This is a genomic window from Mycolicibacterium flavescens (genome assembly GCF_001722335.1).
Classification (GTDB): domain Bacteria; phylum Actinomycetota; class Actinomycetes; order Mycobacteriales; family Mycobacteriaceae; genus Mycobacterium; species Mycobacterium flavescens.
Genome location: NZ_MIHA01000008.1, coordinates 187,086 through 211,639, shown reverse-complemented (window position 1 = coordinate 211,639; position 24,554 = coordinate 187,086). Strand labels below are relative to the sequence as shown.

Sequence of the window (24,554 nt, the reverse complement as noted above, 5' to 3'; positions counted from 1 at the left end):
GGGATACCGTTGCTGGCGTTCGGTCTTTACGACACGCAGCGACGGCTGGAACGCTGGGACTACGACCGTCACGCCGAGGACTGAACGCGCGGATGCCAAGATACGACGGTGACGACGACGGCTGCCGTGGCGGTGGTGCTGGCCGCGGGCATGGGCACCCGGGTCGGCGCCGACGGGAACAAGGCCTATCTGCCGCTGGCGGGCCGGCCGATGGCGGCGTGGTCGCTGGACACCCTGACCCGGGTTCGGGTGGTGGACCGAATCGTGTTCGTGTACCGGCCGGGCGAAGAACAGCTCGCCCGGGACATGGTGGCCGCCGAGATACCCGGTGTCGCTGTTGAATTCGTCGCCGGCGGGGACAGCAGGCACGGCTCGGAGCTCAACGTGCTGCGCTATCTTGCCGCCGACATCGAGTCGGGGGCGGTCGACGTCGTGCTCATCCACGATGCCGCCCGACCGGTCGCCGGCCCCGAGATGTTCGAGCGGGCAGTGTCGGTGGCGCGGGAATCCGGCGGCGCCATCCCGGCGCTGCCGATGTCGGGGGTGCTCACCGCCGAGTTGAGCGCACCGGCGCACCCGCGGCTCGTCCGGGTGCAGACACCGCAGGCGTTCCAGGCGGCGCCGCTGCTGACGGCGTACCGTCGCGCCGACGTCGACGGCTTCGAGGGCACCGACACGTCGTCGTGCGTCGAATCATTCAGCGACCTTGCAGTACAGACGTTTCCGGGCGAGCTGCGCAATCTCAAGGTCACGTTCGCGCGCGATGTCGCGATCGCAGAGCGGCTGCTGGGTGTCAGCGCCGACTCGACATGACCGCGTCGACGAACACGGTGTCGCTGCGCGACTCGACGACGAACGCGTGGGGGTCGCCCTCGACCGTGGTGATCGGCGCACCGGTGGCGAGCGCCGCGGCGATCTCGTCGGCCGTGCCGGTGTCAACGATCCGGACCAGCCGGGCGGTGGCGAACCCGCGTGGGAACTGCGCGGTGCGCAGCGTGGAGCGGTCGAGTGTCGCGGTGACCGCGCCCTGCGCGTCGACGGCTTTGACGCTGTCGGTCACCGGCAGCACCGGGAGCACCATCTCAGCACCCTCGCCCAGAGCTGTGACCACGCTGTCGCGCACCGCGGCCGACGTCAGCGGCTGCCGGACATCGTGCACGAGGACGTACCGTGCCGAATTCGCCTGTCGGGCAATGTGTGTGACGACAGCGGCCAAACACTGCATCCAGTCGGTCCCGCCGGCCAGCACCTGCACCGCTTCCAGGTCGTCGTCGGCGAGCAGCGTCTCGACGATGTCGACGTGGGCCGGCGCGCACGCCACCACGACAGCGGCCGGGTCCGCAACGGACTCCAGTAGAGCGCGCACCACCTTCTCGAGCACCGCGCTGCCGTCGAGTCGGTAGCGGGCGATGTCGGCCGCGACCGGCGGCACGGGCACGACGGCCGACAGCTGCGCGGTCATTACACCGGGTCGAAGGTGTTGATCAGCCAGCGGTCGTCGACCTTGGTGAGCCCGACCTTGACCGCGCTCGCGGCGAACGCGCCGTCGGGGTTCTCCTTGCTGGTGGTGGTCTGGTTGACGAACACCAGCACCACCGCCGAGTCCGGGTTCATCTCGGCGACGCCGGCCTGCACGACCGCCGCGCTGGTCTCGACCTGTTTCTCCTTGGCCGCCGGAGTGACGATCTGCTCGGTGAACTGCGTGTAGTAGTCGAGGAAGTCGCCGGTGAGCCGGGACTTGGCCTCGGTGAAGTCCTGTTCCAGGGTGTCCGGCGAGTAGGACAGCAGCGCGGTGGTCCCGGTGGTCGCCGCGTCCAGGGCGACCTTCTGTGCGTCGGCGTTGACCTGCAGGTCGGTGCGGAACTGGAAGAAGTACAGCCAGGCCGCGACTCCGGCCGACGCCACCAGCGCCACGATCAGCAGGATGGCGCCGAGGTGTCGGCGCACGCCGGTCGGTGCCTTGCGTTCGGTGGGCTCGGCGGTGTCGGCATCGAGTTCGACCCCGGTCGACTCCGGTTCGGTGACTTCCACGTCGTCGGTGTGGGATTCGGTGCTCACGGGACGAACTCGACTTTCGACATCTTGATCTGGTCGCCCTCGCGGACCAGGTCGACCAGCAATCGCCAGGACCGCGGCTCCTGGTTGGCGCCGGCGGCGTTGGTGACCCGCGAGGTCGCCGACACGATCGCGGTGGCGGTGTCGTCGGTCATCGACTGCACAGCGGCCACGTTCACGTTGACCTCGGTGATGACCTTGGAGTCCTTGGCGACCTTGGCGAAATCCTCGGCCTGCGCCTCGAAGTCGTCCCGGAACTGACCGGTCGTGTTGTCGATGATGCGCTGGACGTCTTCCTGGGCCTTGTTGAAGTCCAGCGACATCAGCGTCACCACGCTCTGCCGGGCCGCGGCGGCGTACTCGGCGGTGCGCTGCTGCTCCTGCTCGGTGAGCCGGTGCTGCCAGACCATGTAGCCGCTCGCCCCGGCGAAACCGAGGATGAGCAGGATCGCCAGCACGGCGGCGACGATCTTCCACCGGATCCGCGGGAACCGCCGCCGCGAGCGCGCCGCGGGTTCATCGGCGGCTTCCGTGGTGTCGGCTTGGGTGGTGTCAGCTTCCGTGGTGTCGGCTTCGGAGGTGTCGGCTTCCGTCGCGTCGACAGTTTCCGTCGCGTCGACAGTTTCCGTCGCGTCGGCGGATTCGTCGGCCTCCGGGGCGCCGGACGGAGCCGCGGCCTCCTCGGCCTGCTTGCGGAGCCGGATCGCCTTCGCGCGGGCACGGGCGGCTGCGGCGCGGGCCTCGGCCTCGGCCGCTTCGGCCTCCGCCTCCTCCGCGAGGCGCAGTGCTTCGTCCGCGTCCGCCGACCGCTCAGGGTCTTGCTGCGTCGGTGCGACGCTGTCCGCGTCCGCGACCGATGCGCGGCGCCTGAAAGACGGCACTGCGACCTCCTTGTCTGCACAACTCGATGAGAATGCCATTATCCATTTTGGAGTATCGCTGCGACGATACCCGCGTCCGTAGGCCCCGGCAAACACCGATGCGCTGCGGAAACGCAATTTACGCACTGTGCGGCTGCTCAGCGCACGCTGTCCCGAAGACGGTCCTTCATCACCTTGCCGGTGGCGTTCAACGGCAGCTCGTCGAGGAACTCTACATAGCGAGGCACCTTGAACCCCGCCATTCGTTCGCGGCTCCACGCTATGAGGGCCTCCGCGGTCAGCCCCGCGTGCCCGTCCTTGCAGACGACGAACGCCTTGCCGACCTGTCCGAGCCGCTCGTCGGGCACACCGATCACCGCGGCCTGGGCCACGCCGGGGTGCTCGAGCAGGAAGCCTTCGATCTCGGCCGGGTAGGCGTTGAAGCCGCCGACGATGAACATGTCCTTCTTGCGGCCGACGATGCGCAGCCGGCCCGAATCGGTGAATTCACCGAGGTCGCCGGTGTGCAGGAAACCGTCGGCGTCGATCGCCTCGGCGGTCGCCTCGGGGTCGTCGAGGTAGCCCTGCATGACGTTGTAGCCGCGCACCAGCACCTCGCCGTCGTCGGCGATTCGCACCTCGACGTCCTCGCAGGGCAGACCGGCGGTCGTCGCGACGTCCTCGGGGCTGTCACCGGGGCGCGACAGCGTGACGTTGCCGGCCTCGGTGAGCCCGTAACCGGTCATCAGCGACTGGAACGGCAGCTCGTCGCGGATCCGGCGGATCAACTCGACCGGGATGTCGGCCGCGCCGGTCACCCCGGCCCGCAGGCTTGCGAGCCGGCTCTTGTCACCGACGGTGAGCAGCGAGTGGTACAGCGTCGGCGGGCCGGGCAGCATCGTGATGCGCTCGCGCTCGATGAGGTCGACGACCGTGTCGACGTCGAACGCGGCCACCGGCAGCATCGTCGCCCCGCGCAGGAACGAGGCGACCAGCCCGGCCTTGAGCCCGAACGTGTGGAAGTACGGGTTGATCATCAGGTAGCGGTCGCCGCGGCGCAGATCGGCCAGCGTGGCCCACTCCTCGTAGGCCCGCAGCGTCTGCAGGTGGTTCATCATCGCGCCCTTGGGCCGGCCCGTGGTGCCCGAGGTGAAGATGACGTCGGCGATGTCGGTGCCGGAAATCGCGCACTCGAACGGTGAGCCCTGCGAGAGGAACCCGGACTTCAGGTCGATGACCGGAACATCGGTTGCCACCGAGTAATCCAGGCCCAGGAAGTCCTTCTGCACCAGCACGGCCTTGGCGCCGCTGCGGGTGATCACGTCGCCGGCCTCGTCGGGTTTGAACCGCGTGTTGACGGGCACCAGCACCCCGCCTGCGGTCATCAGGCCGAACGCCGCCACGATCCACTCGGCCGAGTTCGGCGCCCACACCGCGACGCGGTCGCCCTTCGCCACCCCGAGTTCGGCGAACGCTCCTGCGGCGCACCGGATTCGGTGCACCAGTTCGGTGAAGGTCAAGCGCAGCGGACCGTCGACGACCGCTTCCGCGTCGCCGAAGCGGTCCGCCGCGCTCAAGACCATCCCGGGGATGGTCTGCCAGCCGGGCGTCACACTGTGACGAGACGACCCAGGTTGCCGCCCATGATCTTGGCCTGATCCTCGACCGAGAGGTGTTCCAGCGCGGTGACGTAGTGCGTCGGTTCGGCCAGGCCCTCCGGGTGCGGCCAGTCCGATCCGTAGAGCACCTGGTCCACGCCGATCAGGTTGATCAGGTCGTCGATGCCCTCCTCGTAGAACGGGCTGACGTAGATGCGGTTCTTGATCTCCTCGATCGGGTTGCCCAGGAACGCCTCGGGGGCCTTCTTGTACACCTCGGCCATCGAATCCAGAAGCGGGAACATCCATTTCGAGCCGGCCTCGACGATGCCGACCTTGAGCTTGGGATGCCGGAACAGCGCACCGTGGATCACCCACGACGCCACCGCGTCCTGGATCGGGCGCCACTCGTTGAGGATCGACATCGCGTTGGTCTGGAACGGCAGCATCTCCTGCGCGACGCCGTCCCACTCGGAGGTGTAGCGCGAGTAGCCGCTGTCCGACGAGTGCATGCCCACGAAGACGTCGTACTCGACGCACTTCTCCCAGAACGGGTCGAACTCCGGCAGCGCGAACGAGCGAGGGCCGCGGAAGCCCGGCACCGGCGCGGGACGGACCAGGATCGCGCGGGCGCCCCGCTTGACCGCCCAGTCCAGCTCCTCGATCGCCTTCTCGACGATCGGCAGCGTGATCACCGGCGTGACGAAGATGCGGTTCTGGTAGTTGAAGCCCCACACCTCGTCGAGCCACTGGTTCAGCGAGTGGATGATGACGTGGATCGCCATCGGGTCGTCGCGCAGCCGCTCCTCGATGAGGCTGGCCAGGGTCGGGAACATCAACGACCGGTCGACGCCGAGTTCGTTCATCAGCTCCAGCCGCGGGGCCGGCTCGAAGAACGCGGGGATGGACCGCATCGGCTCACCGAACAGCTCGCGCTTGCTCTTGCCGTCGGGGTTGCCGAACTTGAAGTACTCCTCCCACGCGCCGGGCTTGGCGACGTGCGAGAAGGTCGGGTTCGGGATGTAGTTGCTGATCTGGCCCTTGATGGCGATCTTGGTACGCCCGTTGACCTCGACGTACTGGACGACGTCCTTGTACTCCTTGGGCAGGTACTTGGTCATCGCCTCGGGCGGCTCGTAGAGATGGTTGTCCGCATCGAACAGCGGAAACGGGATGTCAACCCGGTGTGAAAGTTGCCCCATGGAACACTCCTTTTCTTCTCGGGAGAATCCTATTCTCACAGATGGTGGCAGCGCAACGTCCCTCCGCTACCCGGTGGCTGCCTGACGGACCATTTCGCGGACCCGGAACTTCTGCACCTTGCCGCTGGCGGTGCGCGGGTAGTCCTGCCCGGCGGGCACCTCGTGCAGTTGTTCGGGCCACTTCTGGATCGCCACGCCGGCCTGCTTGAAGTGGGTCCGCACGTCGTCGAGCGTGGGCATCGAGTGCCCGTCGCGGACCCGCAACACCGCCGCGGTCCGCTCCCCGAGCCGGTTGTCGGGCGCGGCCACCACAACGGCCTCGGCGACACTGGGCATGCTCAGCAGCACCTCTTCGACCTCGAGCGCCGAGATGTTCTCCCCGCCGCGGATGATCACGTCGGCCTTGCGGTCGGTGATGGTCAGGTAGCCGTCCGCGTCGAGCACACCGATGTCGCCGGTGTGGTACCAGCCGTCCTCGTCGAACGACTTGCGGGTCAACTCGTCGTCGGTGTAGCCCAGGCACAGATCCGGTCCGCGGGACAGGATCTCGCCCTCCTCGGTCAGCTTGATCTCGACGCCCGGCCGGGGATCGCCGTCGGTGTAGAGACGCTTGTCCTCCGGCGCCGTCGGCCGCGACCCGGTGATCGACGGGTGCTCGGTGCTGCCGTAGGAGCGGAAGACGAAGAACCCCATGTCCGCCAGCCGCCTGGTCACCGCGGCCGGTACCGTCGACCCGCCCAGTCCGACGGTGGTGAACCGCGACCGGTGCGCGTCGGTGCAGTCGGGATGGTCGAGCAGGCTGGTGACGAAGTACGGCGGACCGCCGCCGATCGACATCCCCTCGGTCTCCATGAGTTTGAGCACCCGGCCCGGATCCCACACGTCGCACAGGTCGATCGGAGCGCCCTCCAGCACCGGGATCAGGAAGGCGCCGACCATGCCGATGAAGTGGCCGATCGGGGTGGCGGTCAGTTGGCGGCCGCGGTCCTTCGGATAGTTCTCCAGCAGCTGGCGGGTTTCGAAGCCCAGCGTCTGATGGCTGTGCACAACGCCTTTGGGGTTGTTGGTGGTTCCGGAGGTGAACGCGATCAGCGCCGGTCCCGCGGGATCGGCGGCCAGGGTGCCGGTCATCGGTTCGGGGTCGAGGAGCTCGTCGAAATCCTCGCCGACCAGTGCGACGATCGGCACGTCGGCGGCCAGGTCGGCGTCGAACCGCATCCGGCCGAAGTCCCGGGTGGTGACGAAGACCTTGGGCCGCGCCACCGACAGGATGTGGGTGAGTTCGCGTCGACCGTAGAAGTGCACGATCGGCACCACGACGGCACCGAGGAACGTGGTGGCCCAGAACGTGACCGCGGCCTCCATCCAGTTCGGCAGCTGCAGTGCGACCACATCGCCCGGCCCCACTCCGCGCCGCCGCAGGCCCGCGGCCAGGCGCCGGGCGCGGTGTTCGACGTCAGCGAAAGTGCCCGTATAGGGCCGGATTTCGGAATGCACGCAGAAGCCGGTGTGCGGATTGGCGGCGAGGTGACGCGCCAGCAGCTCACCGAGCGTGTCGGGCGTCCACCACCCCTGCTCTTCGTAGCGTCTGGTCAGCTCGACAGGAATGGTGCGCATGGACTCCCCACACTCGGGCGGCAGCTCCGACTCGAGGCGATGCTATTCTCTCAATCCGAGAATGCCAATACCGCAAACGGAGAACCTCTGATGGTCGACCTCGAGTTGGACGACGGCTTGGCGGTCATCACCATCGACCGCCCGCAGGCCCGCAACGCAATCGCGCCCGAGACGATGGAACAGCTCGACGATGCGCTCGACCGCGCGCAGGATGCGCGGGCCCTGGTCCTCAGGGGCGCGGGTGACCGGGCGTTCGTGTCCGGCGGCGACCTCAAACAGCTGGCCGCGCTGCGCACCGAGGACGACGCGGCGGCGATGGCACGCCGGATGCGCTCCGTGTGCGACCGGATCGCCGGCTTCCCGGGTCCCACGATCGCGGCGCTCAACGGCCACGCGCTCGGCGGCGGCGCGGAGTTCGCGGTGGCCGCCGACATCCGCCTGGCCGCCGCGGACATCAAGATCGGCTTCAACCAGGTCTCGCTGGCGATCATGCCGGCCTGGGGTGGCGCCGAGCGACTGGTGTCGCTGGTCGGTTACAGCACCGCGCTGCTGCTGGCCGGCACCGGCACGATTCTGCAGGCACCCGAGGCCGAGCGGATCGGGCTGATCGACCGGGTGCTGCCCCGCGAGACGTTCGACGACGACTGGCGTGCGATCGCCCGGCAACTCGCGCACCGCCCCGCCGGTGAGATCAAGCGGGTGATGCGCGGCGCGTCGACCGACGAGGCGGTCGCGGCGTTCGCCCGGCTGTGGGTGTCCGACGAGCACTGGGCGACCGCCGACAAGGCGATGAACCGCGCCAAGTGATTTCCGCGAAACTGTATTCCGTCAGGTCCTCACTCGAACTTTCCCTGCTGGAACACAGTTTCGCGAACGGTCACCCGCCGAGGACGCGGACCGGGTCGGATCCGTCCCAGTTCGCGGCGGCGTCGCGGACGAACGCCGCCATGCCGGTGGTGACCTCGTTGAGTTCCATGATCTCGACGACCGGCGCGACGTACACACCGCCGGCGGGTGGCTCGACGTAGGCGAAGCGGGTGCCGACGTCTTCGCCACCCTGCCAGACGACTGGCCAGCCGGCGGCCGCGACAGCCACCAGCGTGGAGTCGAAATCGTCTGCCCAGTAAGCGATCTGGTGAAATCCTTCACCGTGTGCTTCGAGGAACTCGGTGAACACGCTCGGGCCGGTGCTCTGCTGCCGAATCAGTTCGATCTGCAGGTCGCCGCTGTTGCTCAGCGCCAGCGACTGGGTGATCTCGCAGCGCTCCCCGCGGTAGCTGGCGGTCAGGGTCAGATCGCGCATGACGAACCACGGGCCGACCCCGATGGCGAGCCAGGCTTCGATCGCGCAGTCGATGTCGGTCACGACGTAGCCGACCTGGCGGATCGGTCCCGGCAGGGTCGTCATCTGTCCCTACTCTCGGCGAATTCGGTCGAGGCCGCGCTCATCATCTCCACCAGCGTGCGCCGGTCGATCGTCCAGACCTGCTGTGCCACCGCGCGGTTGTTCTCCCCGACCACGAAAGTCGGCCCGCTGCCGACGTTGGCGATGATCTCGGCGGCCACATCCTCGGAGCGCATCTGCGTCTGCGGGTCGTACTCCACACCCATCCGCGCCAGTGCCGGTGTGTAGGTCATCCCCAGCGGTGTGCAGCACACGTCGACGCCGTGCGGTCGCAGCTCGGCCCACAGCCCCTCGGCGAACGTGTGTTGAAACGCCTTGACCGCGGAGTAGACCGCCAGCGTCGCCGATCCGGCCAGGCAGGCCAGTGAGGCGACGATCACGATGCCGCCGCGACCGCGATCGCACATCGCCGGTCCGAAGTGGTGGGTGAGCGCCAGCGGCCCGATGCAGTCCAGCGCCACCTGATGCAGCGAGTACTCGAGCTCGTTGCGCAGGAACGGCGTCGTGCGATCCGATGCGCCCGCGTTGTAGACCAGCAACCCGACCTCGAGATCGGCGGTGGCAGCGGCGATTCTGGTGCTCGCGTCGGCGGCCGTCAGATCCTGGACCACCACCTGCGTCCGCACACCGTGCCGGTCGCGGACGCCGGACGCAACCTCCTCGAGCAGTGCGCCGTTACGTGCGATCAACACCACGTTGAGCCCGAGCGCGCCGAGTTCGTCGGCCAGCGCGGCGCCGATGCCCTCCGACGCGCCGGCGATCACCGCCCACGGTCCGTAGCGCGCCGCGAACTCTGCACCGTCGGATTCGGTCACGTCGCCGTGCCAGCGGCGCTCAGCACCCGCGCGATGTTGGTGGCGCGCTTGGTGATCCGCCAGCCCTCGGAGGTCCGGGTCAGCTCGTCGTCGTAGTGGCCGAGCGCATCGATCCAGCTGTTGGCGTCGCCCGGTACCGCCATCAGCACCGCGTGCACGTACGAGCGCGCGGTGGCCCGGTCCCCGTCGAGCGTGATCGCGACGTTCGAAATGCGGTGGTACGTTGGGCCCATCCCGCCGTGGATCTGCTCCATCAACTCGGTGAAAGCGCCCGCATCGGTGAACGTGCCCAGATCTCCGTAGTCGATGTCGACCTCGTCGGTCCAGCAGGTGCGAAACAGCGCCCAGTCCTTGGTGTCGATGCCGGTCGCGTAGCGAATCAACACCTCGGTGATCTGTATCTTGTCAGCGTCCACACCGGCAGGCTACGGCACCGAGGCGCTGCGATGGGTGCGGGCACGGCAACCAACCGGCTCCCGGCGCCGACTCGTGTGGCCGAAAGGGGTTGTTCGGCAATTGCTTTGCGCTGAGGTGGCTATGCTTCGCGGGTGACCCCCCAGCGGATCCTGATCACCGGTGCGAGTTCCGGTCTGGGCACCGGCATGGCCCGGATGTCGCCGCGCAGGGCTGCGATGTGGCGATGTGCGCACGGTGTCGCACGACGACCCGACGCACTACCCCCAGCCCGAGGTGTTCCGGCCGGAGCGGTTCCTCGACGGCAACGAGCCCGACCCCAGCGCCTGATTGCCGTTCGGCGGCGGCGCCCGGCGCTGCCCCGGCGCCAACCTGGCGATGCTCGAGATGCGCGTGATCCTCGCGACGGTGCTGCGCCGGGTGCGTCTGGCGCCGGACCGCCCCCAGCCGGAGAAGCGCAAGGCCCACCACGTCACGATCGTCCCGGACCGCGGCGTTCGCGTCGTCGTGACCGCACGCCTCGCCGCCACGCCACGCGTGGTGTCCTGACCGACCACCGCCGAAACCGGGGCGCGGCGGCGGTTCTCTCTAGACGAGAACGTCATTTCCGATTATGGTCACCCCGTGTCCACCCAGATTGCACTCGCACCGGAGATCTCGACCTGGCCCGATGAGAAACCCCAACTCATCGGCAGTAAATGCACCAAGTGCGACGCCACCACCTTTCCCGTCCAGCAGCGCTGCCCGAAGTGCAGCGCCGGCGAGATGTCGCAGGTACTGCTCCCCCGGCGCGGCACCCTGGTTGCCTGGACCACGCAGGGCTTCCCGCCCGGACCGCCCTATAAGGGGCCGTCCGGTAAGGATTTCGTGCCCTTCGGTGTCGGCCTGGTGCAGCTCGAGGACGTCATCCGAGTCGAGGGCCGGCTCACCGAGAACGATCCGGCCAAGCTGCAGTTCGGCCAGCAGGTCGAGCTGACGATGATCCCGTTCACCACTGACGACGAGGGCAACGAGGTCGTCACCTTCGCGTTCCAACCGGTCTAGAGAGGACCACGAAAATGAGCACCGCAGACAACTCGGTCGCGATCATCGGCGTGGGCCTGCACCCGTTCGGCCGCTTCGACAAGACCGCGATGGAGATGGGCGCCGAGGCCATCCACACCGCGCTCGGCGACGCCGGGGTGGAGTGGAAGGACATCCAGTTCGGCTTCGGCGGCAGCTACGAGGTGTCCAACCCCGACGCGGTGACCCGGCTCGTCGGGCTCACCGGCATCACGTTCACCAACGTCTTCAACGCCTGCGCCACCGCCGCGTCGGCGATCCAGCAGACCGCCGACACCATCCGGCTCGGCAAGTACGACATCGGGATCGCGATCGGCCTGGACAAGCACCCGCGCGGGGCGTTCACCGACGACCCGGCCAAGCTGGCCCTGCCGCAGTGGTACGCCGAGAACGGCCAGTTCGTCACGACCAAGTTCTTCGGCATGAAGGCCAACCACTACATCCACAAGCACGGCATCTCCCAGGAGACGCTGGCCCGGGTGGCGAACAAGAACTTCCGCAACGGCGCGCTGAACCCGAACGCGTTCCGGCGCAAGGAAATCCCTGTCGACGAGATCCTGAACTCGACGGTGCTGAACTACCCGCTGACGCAGTACATGTTCTGCGCCCCCGACGAGGGCGCGGCCGCGGTGATCATGTGCCGCGGTGACATCGCGCACCGCTTCACCGACAAGCCGGTCTACGTGCGGGCCTCAGAGATCCGCACCCGCACGTTCGGCGCCTACGAGGTGCACGCGACCTCGGCGCCGCTGGACGAAGACCCCTCGCCGACGGTGTACGCGGCCAGGGCCGCATACGAGGCCGCCGGTATCGGACCCGAGGACGTCGACATCGCCCAGTTGCAGGACACCGACGCCGGCGCCGAGGTTATCCACATGGCTGAGACCGGCCTGTGCGCCGACGGCGAACAGGAGAAGCTGCTGGCCGACGGCGCCACCGAGATCCACGGGTCGATGCCGATCAACACCGACGGCGGCCTGATCGCCAATGGTGAACCGATCGGCGCGTCGGGGCTGCGGCAGGTGCACGAGCTGGTCCGCCAGTTGCGCGGCGAGGCGGGTGACCGCCAGGTGCCCGGCGAGCCGAAGGTGGGGCTCGCGCAGGTGTATGGCGCGCCGGGGACCGCGTCGGCGACGATCCTGTCCCGGTAGGTGACGATTCGCGTCCTGGTCAGCAAACGACGTTTTAAAATCCGGAAATGAACTTCTCGCGACGCTTCCGCGCCTCGGTGTCCGCCCTGCTCGGTGTCGCCTCGGCGGCCGCCGTGACGGTCGGTGGTGTGCTGGCGGCCACCGCACCCGCGGCGGCGCAGGAGCCGCCGGGGCCCCCGTTGCGCAACGTGAAGTACACCGTGTTCGCCGAGCAGCCGTTCTACGTCGACATCTACTACCGCGACGTCGACCCGCCGAACTGGGCTGCCTACAGCCACAATCCGTACTCGTTCAGCCCGAAGGCCAAGGCGCAGATCGGGCCGGACCAGCAGTGGAACCTCGACGTGCAGCTGGCCGATCCCGATCAGTGGGCGATGGTCACGGCGACCAGCGGCCCGGGCGAGGCGAAGCCGAACATCCACTGCGTGCTTGCGGTCGACGGGGTGGTCGTCGCCACGGACCAGGGCCCCAAGGGCGCGCTCTGTTCGATCCGAAGCTGGTGACAGCCCGCCTATTTCGTACTGCCCGCCGGGAGCGGGTCCCCCTCCAGCCGGCGAATCCACGCCTCACAGAACGCGAACACCTCGGCGTGCCCCGTCGACATGCCGAGCGCCCGCTCGACCACCAGGCTCTGCGACACGCTGGTCGCGAACACGGTCCAGACCACCGGCGGCACATCGATGGACTCGACGCCGTACCGCTTGAGCGCCGCGGCGATCGCGTTGTTCTGCTCCTCGCGGAATCGTTCGGCGTAGAAGACGATCTCGCTGCGCAGCGCCTTGCGGTGATTGGCCAGCCCCATGAACTCCATCGTGAGCCGGGTGGCCTCGGGCTGAGTGCTGAACCGCCACAGCGCCCACAGCGGCTGCGGCGACGCCAGCGCTTCGGTGAGCACCTCCAGACCCGCTTCGGCCATGCGCCGGAACACCGCCAGGAACAGGTCCTCCATGGTCCGGAAGTAGTAATGCACGAGTTGCGGTTTCAGGCCGGCCTTCTCCGCGACGCGCCGCGAAGTGACCGCCGCGTACCCCTCCTCGAGGAGCAGTTGTTCGGCCGCGTCGAGCAGCACGCCGCGGTTCTTCGCATCCGGCGCCCCGATGCGGCGCGCCGACCCGGAAGCGCTCGTCATGGCTTCACTTCACTTTCCCGCCCGTTCCGACACGCCGATCGTAGTGGCGACCCGTCGCGCGATCTTGACCCTGACCTTAACCCCATGCTAAGCAAGTGCTCAGCATATTCAGCCAATGTGTTCCCGCGAGCGGCGGCGTCCGCTCATCACCACGCCGGTAAGCGTCGACCCTGGAGGGCGAACAGACCATGACCACAGATTTCGATTCGGTTGACTACTTCACCGACCCCTCCCTGGTCCCCGACCCGCACCCGTACTACGACCACATCCGGTCCAAGGACCCGGTGTGCTGTCCGATCACCAACAACGTGCTCGCGGTGACCGGCTGGGAAGCGGCCAACAGCGTCTACAAGGACAGCGAGAACTTCTCGTCCTGCGTCGCGGTGATGGGTCCGTTCACCCCGATGCCGTTCACCGCCGAAGGCGATGACATCAGCGAGTTGCTGGAGAAGCACCGCACCGAGATCCCGATGTTCGAGCACATGGTCACGATGGACCCGCCGCAGCACACCGATGCGCGCTCCATCCTGGCGCGGCTGCTGACGCCCAAGCGGCTCAAGGAGAACGAGGACTTCATGTGGCGGCTGGCCGACCGCCACATCGACGAGTTCATCACCGACGGCAAGTGCGAGTTCCTGGCGGCCTACGCAAAACCGTTCTCGCTGTTGGTCGTCGCCGACCTGCTGGGTGTGCCCGAGGAGGACCACGAAGATTTCCGTGAGGCCTTCGGCGCCGAGCGCCCCGGCACCAACATCGGCGGCCTGGACCACGAGGTGATCGCCACCAACCCCCTGGAGTGGGCGGACGAGAAGTTCGCCCGCTACATCGAGGAGCGCCGGGAGAACCCGCGCGACGACGTCCTCACCTCGATCGCGACCGCGAAGTACCCGGACGGCTCGACTCCCGAGGTGGTCGACGTGGTCCGCACCGCGACGTTCCTGTTCGCCGCCGGCCAGGAGACCACCGCCAAACTGCTGGGCTCGGCGATGCGGGTGCTGTCCGACCGGCCCGACATCCAGCAGCAGCTGCGCGAGGACCGCAGCCTGATCCCGGTGTTCGTCGAGGAGTGCCTGCGGATGGACAGCCCGGTCAAGAGCGTGTTCCGGATGGCCCGCAAGACAACGACTCTGGGCGACACCCCGGTACCTGCCGGCACCACGGTGATGGTCAGCCCGGGTGCGGCCAACCGCGATCCGAAGCGCTTCGACAACCCGCACGAGTTCCAGCTGGACCGCAAGAACGTCCGCGAGCACATCGCGTTCAGCCGCGGCATCCACTCCTGCCCCGGCGCCCCGCTGGCCCGCGTCGAGGGCCGCGTATCGATCGAGCGCCTACTGGACCGGTTGGGCGACATCACGGTCAGCGAGGAGAAGCACGGACCGCTCGACGCGCGCCAGTACGTCTATGAGCCGACGTTCATCCTGCGTGGGCTCACCGAGATCAACATCGAGTTCACGCCGCTCGACTGATCCTCGACCGTCGACTCTGCGCCGTGGGCGCAGAGTCGACGCAGAGCGTTACAGGTCGCCGCGTTCCCAGTAGGATCGGCCGTCTTTGGCCACACAGGTCAGGAACAGGCCGTCGGGTGCCTGGGCGACTTCGCCCTCCATGGCGGGACACAGGTCGTTCTCCATCTTGATCCCGTGCATCTCCGGCGACCGGAACCACCGCGGTTCGTAGCGTCGCGGCGAACCGCAGAACACCAGCCGACCCCACGACGTCACCCCGAACACGTAGTACGTTGTGTTGTTGCAATAAGACCCGAGCACGATGTTGGGCTGGATGCCCGGTGTGCAGTTCGGGTGGTTGCACTCGGCGCCCGGTGGCGGCAGCGGCGGCAGTGCGGGTTGCGCGCCCGCAGGCGGCGCACCGATCACCCACACCGAGGACACCAGGGCAGCGAACACTGCGGCCACACTTCGCACCCTGGCATTGTTCCACACCGCCAGAACGAAATTCTCCCTTTCGGAGAGCAGAACTACCGGCCACGATAAACTTCCAGCATGCGTGGAGTTGGTCTGACCGCGGGAGCCGCGGCAATCACCTTGCTGGCAAGCCTGGGCACCGCAACCTCGGCCCACGCGAACGACTTTGGCGTCGCTCTCAACGGCACCTACCGCGTGCTGTCCGACGGCGACTGGGCCCAGGTGGGCATGGCTCCCGGCGGGGCCCTGGTCTTCATCGACCAGCAGACCGTAGTCCAGACGTGGACCGTCAGCACCCAGTGCGTCAGCCCGATCGAGTGTGTCGGCGAAGTCAAAAGCGACCGCGGCTGGACCGGCACCGTCCGGCTGAAGGACTACTGGTACATCGACCACGACATCCCGAACTGGCTGCCCTGCCCCGACGGCACCTTCGCGCCCGGCCACCAGAAGTACATCCTGACCGGATGGGACGCTCCCCGAAACGAACGCAACGTCAAGAACACCAATTTCCTGATGGGACGCGAGGCTACCGAGGGGCCCACCGGGGCGTGCGGACGCAACCAGCCGCTGGTGATCGAGATACCGGTCCGCATGGAGCGGATCTGACCTGACCGCTCCGGTCTGCGGCCGCTACGGCCGCAGACCGGTCGCCGCTCACGTCGGCAGCAGGTCCTTCCACGACTTCGGTTCGTTGGTGGGCAGATTGGTGTGCTCCAGCATGCCGTCCGGGGTCATATATCCGCCGGTTTGCGGGTTGTAGTGCGTCACTGCCACCGACGGCCCGCCGGATTGATTGGTGCCGTGCGCACTTGGCGCAACCGGTAGCGCACCGTGATCCGCAGACGGCGGCGCCGGGATCGGCGTGCCGTTGACGGAGTTTCCGGGCGGAGGCGGCGGGGCCACCGGTGCAGGTGCAGGCGCCAGAAGCGACGGAGGCTGATCGGCCACGGGTGCGCCGGCCACCGGCAGCGGTGGCGGTGGCATACCGGGCGGTGTTCCCGACGGCGCGGCACCCGGCGGCAGCGGCGTGCCCTCCACCGGCGCGTAGAGACGCTCGGAGAAGTCGGTCCGGTCGTCGGGCGGGATGCCCTGCGAGATCAGGTTCGGGTCGATCGGGTACGCGCCCAGCGTGTGCTGCCGCATCGCCAGCGGCGTATAGCCTTTGGGGTCGTTGCAGAGTTCCACGGTCGGCGCCCGCTTACCCGGAATGCCCATGCACGGGTAGTTGCGCGCCCCGCGCACCGCGATCGGCGAGTCCTGGGGCAACTTGCAGTACAGCCCGTCCGGGGTGTCGATCGAGGTCATGTCTTCAGGGGACCGCCAACTCGACGGCGGAAGGAACCCGACCGTGCACGGCGGCGGGTCGTTGATGGTGATGGCGAAGTCGCCGGTCGGCAGGCCGGTGGGGTTGTTCTGCGGAAGCCCGAACGACTGCTGGGCGGCGATGATGCCGGGGAAGATCACCAACAGCTGCTCGAGCGACGGGTTGTACTTCAGCAGCACCTGGCCGACGGTCGTCAGGTTGGCCAGCAGGATCGGCAGCGTCGGCTTGATCTCGTTGAGGAGGGTCGAAACCTCCTGCGCGAAACCGGGTCCCTGCTGCAGCAGTGTCCGGATCTGCGGGTCGTTCTGCTGCAACTGGCCGGTCACCCCGGCCAGGCTTCTCGCCCACGTCCGGATCGAATCCGCGGTCTCGGCCTGTGAGTCGAGCAGCGGTCCGCTGTCGTCGATCAGGGCGCGCGTCTGGTCCGAGACACCGTTGGCGTCGGCGCTCACCCGGGCGGCCGAGTCCATCAGTGACTGGAAGTCCGGTCCGGCACCGTTGAACGCCTTGAACGACTCGTCGAGCAGGTCGGAGATCCGGTCTCCGGGGATGCTGCCGACGAGCTTGTTGATCCCTTCCAGGACCGGTCCGACCTCTTGCGGAATGGTGGTGTCCTTCACCGGGATTCGGGACCCGTTCTGCAGGTACGGCCCGGAGTCGGTGCGCGGGCGCAGGTCCACGTACTGCTCGCCGACCGCCGAGACGCTGCGCACCTCGGCTTGCAGGTCCGCGGGGATCTTCGGTGACGTGTCGAGCGACAGCGTCGCCTCCGCGCCGGTCTCGGTCAGGTTCACCTCGGTGACCTTGCCGATCTGGACACCGCGGTAGGTGACATTGCCGAAGCGGTAGAGCCCACCGGCGGCGGGCAACTCGAGGGTCACCTTCAGCCGGCCGATGCCCAACAGTGTGGGCACCTGCATGTAGGCGAACAGCATCACCGTGACGCCGACGATCGAGGCGATCGTAAAGATGATCAACTGATTTCGTACAAAGCGGGTGAGCATCAGCCACCGCCTCCCGGAGTCGGTGCAACCTCCGCCGGCGGCGCCGGTGGCGCGTCCGGCCCGTACGGTCCCGCGAAGATCTGAGACGACGTGATCGCCTTGGCCTGCGGCAGCCACGGCGCTGCCGGGGGCGGTGGCTTGACCGGCAGCAGCGGGCCGGCCGCCGGAAACAGAGGCGCCGTGCCCGGCGGCGGGTTGCCCTCCGGCGGGGCGGTGTCCGGTGGCGGCGCCACCCCGAGGCTCATCGGGTTGTACGAATAGTTCAGGAAGTACGGATCGCCGGGCGCCGGAATCAGTTTCGCATTCTCGTCGCCCCACCGTGTGCCCAGCAGGATGGTCTTCTTCAGCCGCGGGTAGGTCAGGTCGAACGTCGCGAACAGGTTGATGTAATCACCCCTGGTGATCCGGTCGGCGAACGTCGGACCGTACGGGAACGCCGTCGCCCACAACAGCGCCAGGTTGAGGTCGGGCCCGACGTCGGCGAGCGCCCCGAGCACCGGTCCCAGGTTCTCCAGATCCTTCACCAGGTCGTCACCGGCTTCGTTGACCAGATCCGCTGCGGTGTCGCCGAACCGGCCGAGCCGATCAAGTGCGGTGGTCAGCCTCGGCCGCTCCTTGATGAGCACATCCAGGGCCGGCGGAATGTCGCGCAGCGCGCGGTTGATGTCTTCGCGCTGACCGGCGAACGTGCCCGCGACGCGGTTGAGTTGCTCGATCGAGGCGATGATGTTGTCGCGCTGCCCATCAAGGATCCCGACGAAATTGTCGAGCCGGGTCAGCAGCTCGCGAATCTGCGGTTCCCGACCCGAGAGCGCGGTGTTGAAGTTGTGGATGATGTCGCCGATCTGGCCCAGTCCCCCACCGTTGACCACCGTCGCCAGCGACGACAGCGTGCGTTCGGTGGACGGGTAGGTTGACGAGTCGCTCAACGGGATCGTGGCGCCCGGTTGCAGCCGGCCGTCGGGCTTCTCGCCCAGCGGCGGGTTGAGCGCCAGGTGCATCGATCCGAGCAGACTGGTCTGGCCGACCGTCGCGACAGCGTTGCCGGGGACGGCGACGTCGGGCTTCACCGAGATCTCGACGTCGGCATGCCAGTTGTCGACGGTCATCTTCCGGACGCTGCCCACCACGACGTCGTCGATGAGCACCGGCGAATTCGCTTCCAGGGTCGCGACATTGGCGACCTGCACATGGTAGATGGCCGCGTCCGGGCCGCGCCCGACCGCGCCGGGCAGCGGCAGCGAATTGACCCCTTGGAACGAGCACCCGGTCAGCGTCACCGCCAGGCTCACACCGGCGACCGCCAACTTCTTCACGTGACCACAGATCATGCTGGCGGCGCCCCTTCGGCAGGCAACAGCGGTGCGTTCGGGTCCACCGGGGCGGCGGCCGGCGCCGGAGTCGGTGGCAGCAACATCCCCTCGACCGTCTGCGGTTGAGAAGGCAGGTCGCTGATCACGTTCGGCGGACCGGGGATCGGCGCGCCCGGGAACAGAGCCGGCGACGGTATTGCCGGCCCGTCGTCGTCGGGCTTGTACAACCCCGGAGGCCCGGGGGGCGCGTTCCACCCCGGCGGCGGCGGAACGTCACCGGCACCGGTGTAGGCGGACACCGACGGCGCCGGTTCGGGCGCATCGCCGGGTCCGCTGCCGCCAGGCGCGAGCTTGGGATCGGTGTAGATGATCCTGTCCGGGCTGACCGCGGGACGCAGGTACGCATTGATCGGCAGCGGGACGTTGTTGAAGTTGAGCAGGCGCAGTACCGGACCGAGATACTGTGCGCACAGTTTGGCGGTCTCGGGCCCTGTCGCATTGGCGACGGCGCCGATCATGCCGCAGAACATCTGCACCGGGCTGTTGAAGTTGACGATCGAGAACGCACCGGTCACCGATCCGCCGTTGGGGTAGTAGATGTTCTGGAAGTTCGCGATCGCGTTCGGGGTGATGTGCAGGACGTTCTCGAGCGCCATCTTGTTGTCCACGAGGATTTGGAGCAGGCTGCCCAACCGTTGAACCTGCTCGGTCGTCTGGTCGCGGCTTCCGACGACGAACCGCTGGACTTCGCCGACTGCGACCGACAGGTTGCTCAGCGCACCGTCGAGATCGGAGCGGCTGTCGTTGATGACACTGGTTAGGGTCGCCAGCCGGTTCTGGAACAGCACGATCTGCTCCTTGCTGTCACGCAGCGCGGAGACGAACACCTGCAGGTTCTTGATGATGTCGACGATGTTGCCGCTGCCCTCGGCGAAAATCCTTGCCACACCGGACAGTTGGGACAGCGTCTGGCGCAGCTTCTCTCCGTTGCCGCCCATCGCGTTGGCGGCGCTGTCGATGAACCGCGACACCGACGTGTCCGACACGCCGGTCTTCGGGCCCAATTCGTCTGACAGACGCAGCAGTTGTGTCTTGACCTCGTCCCACTCGACCGGCACCGCGGTCCGGTCGCTCGGGATCACCGCGCCGTCGGCCATTGTCGGTCCGTCGCCGTTGCGGTAGGCGGGGGTGAGCTGCACGTACCGCGCGGCGACCAGGTTCTGCGCGACGATGATCGCCTTGGCGTCCGCGGGCACGGGCACACCGCGGTCGACCTTGAGGACCATTTTGGTCTGCGTGCCCTCGGGGGTGATCGCCTCGATCGTGCCGACCTGCACACCCGACACTCGGACCTCGTCGCCCGGGTAGATCGCGGTGGCGGTCGGGAAATACGCGGTGATCGTGGTCGGCCCGAAGAACACCTGGCGCACCAGGACGGCGGCGCCGGCGACCAGACCGATGGCCAGCAGGATCGCCGTGCCGGCCACCATCCGCTTACGGGTTGCCATCATTGGGAAGATCTCCTGGCTGCGGAATGCCGTTGACGGGGAGGGGAAGTTCGGCCCGCGGGCCGGCCTGGTCCGGCGGCTGGCCGGCGTCGGTGCCGCGCCGGAAACCGAACGCGTAGTCGAAGAACGGCTGCAGGATCTGGGCGAACGTCAGGTTCGGGACCAGCGCGTTGTAGTACGCACCGTTGGCCACGATTTCACCCTGGGTCAGGTAGTACTTGGCCGCGCCGGGCAGCATCTTGGCGAGGTTGTCGCGGTTCTTCTCCAGCATCGCGGTGACCGTGTTCAGGTGCTCCAGCGCCGGCGCCAACTCCTTTTCGTTGTCGGCGACCAGCCCGGTCAGCTCCTGGGACACCGCCGAGGTCGCCTGCAGCAGGCTGGTGATCGCGTACCGCCGCTCGTTGAGCACCGCAAGCAGGTCGTTGGAGTTGAGGATCAGCTGGTTGACCTGCTGGCTGCGCTCGGCGAAGATCCCGGTCACATCGCTTGCGGTGCGCAGCAGTTCGGCCAGGCTCTGGTTGCGGTTGTTCAACGACGTCGACAGCCGCGAGAGCCCGTCGAACGTCGGCCCTAACTGGGGCGCAACCTGATCGAGGGTGGCCGCCAGCGTGTCCAGTGACTCGTTCAGGTTGCCGGTGTCGGTGGCCGCGGTGTTGGCGGTCAGGTCGCTGACCGCGTCGGTCAGCGAGTACGGCGACGACGTCCGCGACGTCGGGATCGTCTCGCTGCGATCGAGCGTGCCGCTGCCGTCCGATTCCAACGCCAGCACCCGCTCGCCGAGCAGGGTGCCGGTCCGGATGTGCGCGGTGGTGTCCGATCCCAGCGCGTATTTGCCGTCGATGGTGAAGCCGACCAGGGCATCACCGTTGACCAGTTCCACTGATGAGACCGACCCGACCTTGATACCCGACACCGTCACGTCGTTGCCGACGGTGATCCCGCCCGCTTCGGTGAACAGCGCCTGGTACCGCAGCGAGGTGGCCCAGGACAGCAGCCGCTCGGGCTGGAGCCCGACGGTGATCACCAGGACGATGAGGACGACGCCGATGAAACCGGCCCGCATCAACTGAGCACCACGGTATTTCAGCATTACTCGTCCACACACCTTCCCGTTTCTTGCCGAATCCACGGGAACACCACGGTGCGACCCTCGAGATCGCTGGCACGGAACGTCACACCGCAGATGTAGTACGGGAAGAAGGCACCGTAGGACCCGACGCGTGCCAGCTTGCGGTAGATCTCGGGCAGGCGCTGGATGGTGGCGTCCAGCCGCTCGAGGTCGGTGTTGACCAGCGGGGCGAGCCGCGCCAACTGGTCGACGCTCTCGTTCAGCGGTGCCCGGCCGCGGCTGAGAAGGTCGGCCAGGGAGGTGGTTCCGTTGTCGAGCGCATCGATCGCGGCGCCAATGGGGTCGCGGTCGTCGGCCAGTCCCTTGACCAGTTGATCCAGCCGGTCGATGGCGCCGGAAAACTCCTCGCCGTCCTGGGACAGGGTGTCGAGCGTGGTGCGCAGGTTGTCGATCAGCTGCTCGACGACCTCGTTGTTGTCGGCCAGCGAGTTCGTGAACGACGACGATTTCGACAGCAGCGATTCGAGGGTGCCGCCCTGCCCCTGCAGAATCTGGATCAGCGAGCTGGTCAGCCCGTTGACATCTTCAGGATTGAGTCCCTGGATGACGGGTTTGAGCCCACCGAGCAACAGGTCGAGATCCAGTGCGGGAGCGGTCCGTTCGACGGGAATCTGCGCGCCGACCGGCAGGATCTTCACCGAATCCGGGGTGTCGATCAACTCGAGATAGCGGTCCCCGACCAGGTTGAGATACCGGATCGCGGCCTTGGTCCCTGTCGTCAGCTTCGTCTTGGTGTCGGCGTCGAACTCGACGAGGACTTTCCTGTCGGCCTGCAGCGAGACGCTTTTCACCGTGCCGACCCGGATGCCGGCGATGCGGACGCTGTCGCCTTCCTTCAACCGGGAGGCATCCTGGAAGACCGCCGAATAGCCCTCGGTAGAACCGGTTCTGGTCTCGCTGAAGACGACGAACAGGAAGGCGGTCAGCAGCGCCATCACCAACCCGAAGATGCTGAACTTGATCAGGGTTCCTGTTGATCGTGTCATCCCGGCATTCCGATCTGCGCGGTGTTGCGCGGCGGTCCGTCGAGCGGCCCGAACAGCCAGTTCTTGAGGCCCTCAGAGTTGAGCAGGATTCCGGCGTTGCCGTATTGGTTGGGGTTGCTGCCGACGTCGCCGACGATCATCGGCGGCACGAACTCGGGTGGCATCTCGGGCAGTCCGAGTTCATCGCAGAAGTCGGCGCCACCGCTCTTCGCCGCGACCTTGGGCAGGTCGCGTGGATACCGGTAGCGCTCGACGCCCATGGTCAGGCCGGCGCTGACGATGATCCCGGAGTACTGCGGAGCGGACTTGGAGAACGGCACCAGCCCTCCGATGCCGCACCACAGCGATTTGCGGTATGTGCTGAGCATCTCGACGGTCGGCACCAGCAGGTGGGTCACCTCGGCCAGCGCGTCCTTGTTGCCGCCGATCACCTCATTACCGAGGTCAGCCAGACCGATTGCACTGACCAGGAATTCGTCGAGTTGGTGCTGTTGGTCGACGATCGAGTTGCTCACCTCGGTCGTGCTGCGGATCGTCGACATCAGGTCACCGGCGGCGTCGCCGTAGGCGCTGAACGTGGGCACCGCGGCCTCGATGTCGTGCGCCAGATTGGGCAGGCTGGGTTCGATCTTGGCGAGCAGCTCGTTGAAGTCGACCAGCGTTTTGCCGAACTGCTCACCGCGGCCGTTGAAGGCGGTGGCGATGGCGCCGAGGGTCTGGTTCAGCTTGGCCGGGTCGATCTTGTCCAGCACCTGGACGAGCTGCTGGAACACCGTGTTGACCTCGATGGTGACGTGCTGGCTTTGGATCACCTGGCCGGCCCGCAGGGTCTGGGCCGACGGGTTCTGCGGCGCCTTCATCTGGACGAACTTGGCACCGAAGACCGTCGACGACGTGATGTCGACCGAGACGTTGTCCGGAATGAGGTGTAGCGCACCGCGATCCATCGCGAGGTTGAGTTCGGCGGTGCCGTCCGGGCGCTCCTTGATCGACTCGACCTGCCCGACCTGGACGCCGCGCATCCTGACCTTGGCGTCGGGGTTCATCACCAGACCGGCCCGGTCGGAGATCACGGTCACCGGAACCGTGTCGGCCCAGTCACCCCGGAACAGGCTGATGGCCAGCGCGATGATCAGACCGATGGTCACCACCAGGCCCAGACCCGTCAAGGGGCGAACCACATTGCTGTTCATGCGCCCTTATCCCGAGAGGTTGAAGTTGCCGTTGGAGCCGTAGATCGACAGTGACACCAGCAGGGTGACCGACACGACGACGACCAGGGAGGTGCGCACCGCGTTGCCGACCGCGACCCCGACCCCGGACGGTCCGCCGGAGGCGAAGTAGCCGAAGTAGGTGTGGATCAACAGGATCGTGATCGCCATCAGCACCGCCTGCAGGAACGACCACAACAGGTCGATCGGGTTCAAGAAGGTGTCGAAGTAGTGGTCATACAGGCCACCGGATTGGCCGAACAACACCACCGTGGTGAACTGCGACGCCACGAACGACAAGATCACCGCGATCGAATACAGCGGGGTGATCGCCACCATCCCGGCCACGATGCGCGTGGACACCAGATACTCCACCGGCCTAATCGCCATGGATTCCAGCGCGTCGATCTCCTCGTTGATGCGCATCGCGCCCAGCTGCGCGGTCACCCCGGCACCGAAGGTCGCGGCCAACCCGATCCCGGCCACCACCGGCGCGGCGATCCGCACGTTGATGAACGCCGCCAAAAACCCGGTCAGCGCCTCGATCCCGATGTCACCGAGCGACGAATACCCCTGCACCGCCAACGTGCCACCGGCCGCCAACGTCAAGAACCCGACGATCGCGACCGTGCCACCGATCATCGCCAACGTGCCCGCACCCATGGAGATCTCGGCGATCAACCGCACGATCTCCTTGCGGAAATGCATCGCCGCATGCGGCACCCCCGCCAACGCCCGCAGGTAGAACAGCATGTGGTCGCCGATCCGGCTGAGCAGATCGACCGGTCGGCGTGCACCCCGCGTCAACCGCGGGTAGGTGCTGCGCAGGACTGCCAGAGTTCCCAT

25 protein-coding genes and 1 pseudogene are annotated in these 24,554 nt (G+C 67.3%); 8 read left to right on the top strand and 18 right to left on the bottom strand.

What is annotated here, in order from left to right; genetic code table 11:
* Nucleotides 1-108 precede the first annotated feature (108 nt).
* Entirely contained in the window at nt 109-813 is a 705-nt protein-coding gene (locus tag BHQ18_RS13445) for an IspD/TarI family cytidylyltransferase (RefSeq protein WP_264010226.1), read from the top strand.
* Here the strand turns inward: BHQ18_RS13445 and BHQ18_RS13440 are convergent.
* The 6 genes from BHQ18_RS13440 to BHQ18_RS13415 all read right to left on the bottom strand — a co-directional run bounded on the left by BHQ18_RS13440 (nt 794) and on the right by BHQ18_RS13415 (nt 7,332).
* A complete protein-coding gene (locus tag BHQ18_RS13440) occupies nt 794-1,462 on the bottom strand; it encodes an IspD/TarI family cytidylyltransferase (RefSeq protein WP_069414108.1) in 669 nt (222 codons plus the stop codon). The genes BHQ18_RS13445 and BHQ18_RS13440 overlap by 20 nt on opposite strands.
* On the bottom strand, nt 1,462-2,058 hold the full coding sequence (locus tag BHQ18_RS13435) for a hypothetical protein (protein ID WP_234794166.1): 597 nt from the start codon (nt 2,056-2,058) through the stop codon (nt 1,462-1,464). Before BHQ18_RS13435 ends, BHQ18_RS13440 begins: the two co-directional genes overlap by 1 nt.
* The gene (locus BHQ18_RS30115) at nt 2,055-2,936 is read right to left on the bottom strand and encodes an Rv1363c family protein (protein ID WP_069414107.1); all 882 of its coding nucleotides are present in this window, start codon (nt 2,934-2,936) and stop codon (nt 2,055-2,057) included. Before BHQ18_RS30115 ends, BHQ18_RS13435 begins: the two co-directional genes overlap by 4 nt.
* Nucleotides 2,937-3,073: 137 nt before the next feature.
* Nucleotides 3,074-4,528: a FadD3 family acyl-CoA ligase gene (locus BHQ18_RS13425; protein ID WP_084294043.1), complete on the bottom strand. Its 1,455-nt coding sequence runs from the start codon at nt 4,526-4,528 to the stop codon at nt 3,074-3,076.
* Nucleotides 4,525-5,715, bottom strand: a complete 1,191-nt coding sequence (locus BHQ18_RS13420; protein ID WP_069414106.1) for an amidohydrolase family protein — start codon at nt 5,713-5,715, stop codon at nt 4,525-4,527. The genes BHQ18_RS13425 and BHQ18_RS13420 overlap by 4 nt, the downstream gene beginning before the upstream one ends.
* 66 nt (nt 5,716-5,781) lie before the next feature.
* A complete protein-coding gene (locus tag BHQ18_RS13415) occupies nt 5,782-7,332 on the bottom strand; it encodes an AMP-binding protein (RefSeq protein WP_069414105.1) in 1,551 nt (516 codons plus the stop codon).
* Between the two features lie 90 nt (nt 7,333-7,422).
* Here BHQ18_RS13415 and BHQ18_RS13410 point away from each other — a divergent pair, with 90 nt between their 5' ends.
* Nucleotides 7,423-8,139, top strand: coding sequence for an enoyl-CoA hydratase/isomerase family protein (locus tag BHQ18_RS13410; protein WP_069414104.1), 717 nt, complete (start codon nt 7,423-7,425; stop codon nt 8,137-8,139).
* A 70-nt stretch (nt 8,140-8,209) separates the two neighbouring features.
* Here BHQ18_RS13410 and BHQ18_RS13405 read toward each other — a convergent pair whose 3' ends face one another.
* Genes BHQ18_RS13405 through BHQ18_RS13395 form a run of 3 tightly spaced genes read right to left on the bottom strand, consistent with a single transcriptional unit; the run spans nt 8,210 to nt 9,968 of the window.
* Entirely contained in the window at nt 8,210-8,740 is a 531-nt protein-coding gene (locus BHQ18_RS13405; RefSeq protein WP_069414103.1) for a VOC family protein, read from the bottom strand.
* The gene (locus BHQ18_RS13400; protein ID WP_069414102.1) at nt 8,737-9,552 is read right to left on the bottom strand and encodes an SDR family NAD(P)-dependent oxidoreductase; all 816 of its coding nucleotides are present in this window, start codon (nt 9,550-9,552) and stop codon (nt 8,737-8,739) included. The genes BHQ18_RS13405 and BHQ18_RS13400 overlap by 4 nt, the downstream gene beginning before the upstream one ends.
* Nucleotides 9,549-9,968 (bottom strand): nuclear transport factor 2 family protein, encoded by a 420-nt coding sequence (locus tag BHQ18_RS13395; RefSeq protein WP_069414101.1) that lies wholly within the window; start codon nt 9,966-9,968, stop codon nt 9,549-9,551. Before BHQ18_RS13395 ends, BHQ18_RS13400 begins: the two co-directional genes overlap by 4 nt.
* A 160-nt stretch (nt 9,969-10,128) precedes the next feature.
* Between BHQ18_RS13395 and BHQ18_RS13390 the strand changes: the two are divergent.
* The 4 genes and pseudogenes from BHQ18_RS13390 to BHQ18_RS13375 all read left to right on the top strand — a co-directional run bounded on the left by BHQ18_RS13390 (nt 10,129) and on the right by BHQ18_RS13375 (nt 12,682).
* Nucleotides 10,129-10,515 (top strand): annotated as a pseudogene (locus BHQ18_RS13390) (cytochrome P450).
* Between the two features lie 75 nt (nt 10,516-10,590).
* Nucleotides 10,591-11,010 carry a Zn-ribbon domain-containing OB-fold protein gene (locus BHQ18_RS13385; RefSeq protein WP_205866093.1) on the top strand — a complete coding sequence of 140 codons (420 nt, stop codon included), beginning with the start codon at nt 10,591-10,593 and terminating at the stop codon, nt 11,008-11,010.
* A 14-nt stretch (nt 11,011-11,024) separates the two neighbouring features.
* Nucleotides 11,025-12,179, top strand: a complete 1,155-nt coding sequence (locus BHQ18_RS13380; protein ID WP_069414098.1) for a thiolase family protein — start codon at nt 11,025-11,027, stop codon at nt 12,177-12,179.
* A gap of 47 nt (nt 12,180-12,226) precedes the next feature.
* Nucleotides 12,227-12,682 (top strand): Rv2576c family protein, encoded by a 456-nt coding sequence (locus BHQ18_RS13375; protein WP_069414097.1) that lies wholly within the window; start codon nt 12,227-12,229, stop codon nt 12,680-12,682.
* 8 nt (nt 12,683-12,690) lie between these two features.
* Here BHQ18_RS13375 and BHQ18_RS13370 read toward each other — a convergent pair whose 3' ends face one another.
* Nucleotides 12,691-13,308 (bottom strand): TetR/AcrR family transcriptional regulator, encoded by a 618-nt coding sequence (locus BHQ18_RS13370; protein WP_069414096.1) that lies wholly within the window; start codon nt 13,306-13,308, stop codon nt 12,691-12,693.
* Nucleotides 13,309-13,496: 188 nt separating this feature from the next.
* Between BHQ18_RS13370 and BHQ18_RS13365 the strand changes: the two genes are divergently transcribed.
* On the top strand, nt 13,497-14,777 hold the full coding sequence (locus BHQ18_RS13365) for a cytochrome P450 (RefSeq protein ID WP_069414095.1): 1,281 nt from the start codon (nt 13,497-13,499) through the stop codon (nt 14,775-14,777).
* Nucleotides 14,778-14,825: 48 nt separating this feature from the next.
* Here the strand turns inward: BHQ18_RS13365 and BHQ18_RS13360 are convergent, their stop codons facing one another.
* On the bottom strand, nt 14,826-15,233 hold the full coding sequence (locus tag BHQ18_RS13360) for a hypothetical protein (RefSeq protein WP_069414094.1): 408 nt from the start codon (nt 15,231-15,233) through the stop codon (nt 14,826-14,828).
* Between the two features lie 78 nt (nt 15,234-15,311).
* Between BHQ18_RS13360 and BHQ18_RS13355 the strand changes: the two genes are divergently transcribed.
* Nucleotides 15,312-15,839 carry an Rv2253/PknI dimerization domain-containing protein gene (locus tag BHQ18_RS13355; protein WP_069414093.1) on the top strand — a complete coding sequence of 176 codons (528 nt, stop codon included), beginning with the start codon at nt 15,312-15,314 and terminating at the stop codon, nt 15,837-15,839.
* Between the two features lie 48 nt (nt 15,840-15,887).
* Here the strand turns inward: BHQ18_RS13355 and BHQ18_RS13350 are convergent, their stop codons facing one another.
* Genes BHQ18_RS13350 through BHQ18_RS13320 form a run of 7 tightly spaced genes read right to left on the bottom strand, consistent with a single transcriptional unit; the run spans nt 15,888 to nt 24,554 of the window.
* Complete coding sequence (locus tag BHQ18_RS13350; RefSeq protein ID WP_069414092.1) at nt 15,888-17,561, bottom strand: MCE family protein; 1,674 nt, start codon at nt 17,559-17,561, stop codon at nt 15,888-15,890.
* Nucleotides 17,561-18,892, bottom strand: coding sequence for an MCE family protein (locus BHQ18_RS13345; protein ID WP_069414091.1), 1,332 nt, complete (start codon nt 18,890-18,892; stop codon nt 17,561-17,563). Before BHQ18_RS13345 ends, BHQ18_RS13350 begins: the two co-directional genes overlap by 1 nt.
* A complete protein-coding gene (locus BHQ18_RS13340; protein ID WP_069414090.1) occupies nt 18,889-20,385 on the bottom strand; it encodes an MCE family protein in 1,497 nt (498 codons plus the stop codon). Before BHQ18_RS13340 ends, BHQ18_RS13345 begins: the two co-directional genes overlap by 4 nt.
* Nucleotides 20,369-21,472, bottom strand: coding sequence for an MCE family protein (locus BHQ18_RS13335; protein WP_069414089.1), 1,104 nt, complete (start codon nt 21,470-21,472; stop codon nt 20,369-20,371). The genes BHQ18_RS13340 and BHQ18_RS13335 overlap by 17 nt, the downstream gene beginning before the upstream one ends.
* Nucleotides 21,472-22,497: an MCE family protein gene (locus BHQ18_RS13330; protein ID WP_069414088.1), complete on the bottom strand. Its 1,026-nt coding sequence runs from the start codon at nt 22,495-22,497 to the stop codon at nt 21,472-21,474. The genes BHQ18_RS13335 and BHQ18_RS13330 overlap by 1 nt, the downstream gene beginning before the upstream one ends.
* Nucleotides 22,494-23,690 carry an MCE family protein gene (locus BHQ18_RS13325; protein ID WP_069414087.1) on the bottom strand — a complete coding sequence of 399 codons (1,197 nt, stop codon included), beginning with the start codon at nt 23,688-23,690 and terminating at the stop codon, nt 22,494-22,496. The genes BHQ18_RS13330 and BHQ18_RS13325 overlap by 4 nt, the downstream gene beginning before the upstream one ends.
* Before the next feature lie 6 nt (nt 23,691-23,696).
* Nucleotides 23,697-24,554 (bottom strand): MlaE family ABC transporter permease, encoded by an 858-nt coding sequence (locus tag BHQ18_RS13320; RefSeq protein ID WP_069414086.1) that lies wholly within the window; start codon nt 24,552-24,554, stop codon nt 23,697-23,699.

Excerpts from the sequence above, each read along its gene's own strand:
- BHQ18_RS13440 (WP_069414108.1), bottom strand. The coding sequence starts at position 1,462 with ATGACCGCGCAGCTGTCGGCCGTCGTGCCCGTGCCGCCGGTCGCGGCC.
- BHQ18_RS13420 (WP_069414106.1), bottom strand. The coding sequence starts at position 5,715 with ATGGGGCAACTTTCACACCGGGTTGACATCCCGTTTCCGCTGTTCGAT.
- BHQ18_RS13415 (WP_069414105.1), bottom strand. The coding sequence starts at position 7,332 with ATGCGCACCATTCCTGTCGAGCTGACCAGACGCTACGAAGAGCAGGGG.
- BHQ18_RS13410 (WP_069414104.1), top strand. The coding sequence starts at position 7,423 with ATGGTCGACCTCGAGTTGGACGACGGCTTGGCGGTCATCACCATCGAC.
- BHQ18_RS13405 (WP_069414103.1), bottom strand. The coding sequence starts at position 8,740 with ATGACGACCCTGCCGGGACCGATCCGCCAGGTCGGCTACGTCGTGACC.
- BHQ18_RS13380 (WP_069414098.1), top strand. The coding sequence starts at position 11,025 with ATGAGCACCGCAGACAACTCGGTCGCGATCATCGGCGTGGGCCTGCAC.
- BHQ18_RS13375 (WP_069414097.1), top strand. The coding sequence starts at position 12,227 with ATGAACTTCTCGCGACGCTTCCGCGCCTCGGTGTCCGCCCTGCTCGGT.
- BHQ18_RS13370 (WP_069414096.1), bottom strand. The coding sequence starts at position 13,308 with ATGACGAGCGCTTCCGGGTCGGCGCGCCGCATCGGGGCGCCGGATGCG.
- BHQ18_RS13365 (WP_069414095.1), top strand. The coding sequence starts at position 13,497 with ATGACCACAGATTTCGATTCGGTTGACTACTTCACCGACCCCTCCCTG.
- BHQ18_RS13355 (WP_069414093.1), top strand. The coding sequence starts at position 15,312 with ATGCGTGGAGTTGGTCTGACCGCGGGAGCCGCGGCAATCACCTTGCTG.
- BHQ18_RS13350 (WP_069414092.1), bottom strand. The coding sequence starts at position 17,561 with ATGCTCACCCGCTTTGTACGAAATCAGTTGATCATCTTTACGATCGCC.
- BHQ18_RS13345 (WP_069414091.1), bottom strand. The coding sequence starts at position 18,892 with ATGATCTGTGGTCACGTGAAGAAGTTGGCGGTCGCCGGTGTGAGCCTG.
- BHQ18_RS13340 (WP_069414090.1), bottom strand. The coding sequence starts at position 20,385 with ATGATGGCAACCCGTAAGCGGATGGTGGCCGGCACGGCGATCCTGCTG.
- BHQ18_RS13335 (WP_069414089.1), bottom strand. The coding sequence starts at position 21,472 with ATGCTGAAATACCGTGGTGCTCAGTTGATGCGGGCCGGTTTCATCGGC.
- BHQ18_RS13330 (WP_069414088.1), bottom strand. The coding sequence starts at position 22,497 with ATGACACGATCAACAGGAACCCTGATCAAGTTCAGCATCTTCGGGTTG.
- BHQ18_RS13325 (WP_069414087.1), bottom strand. The coding sequence starts at position 23,690 with ATGAACAGCAATGTGGTTCGCCCCTTGACGGGTCTGGGCCTGGTGGTG.
- BHQ18_RS13320 (WP_069414086.1), bottom strand. The coding sequence starts at position 24,554 with ATGGGAACTCTGGCAGTCCTGCGCAGCACCTACCCGCGGTTGACGCGG.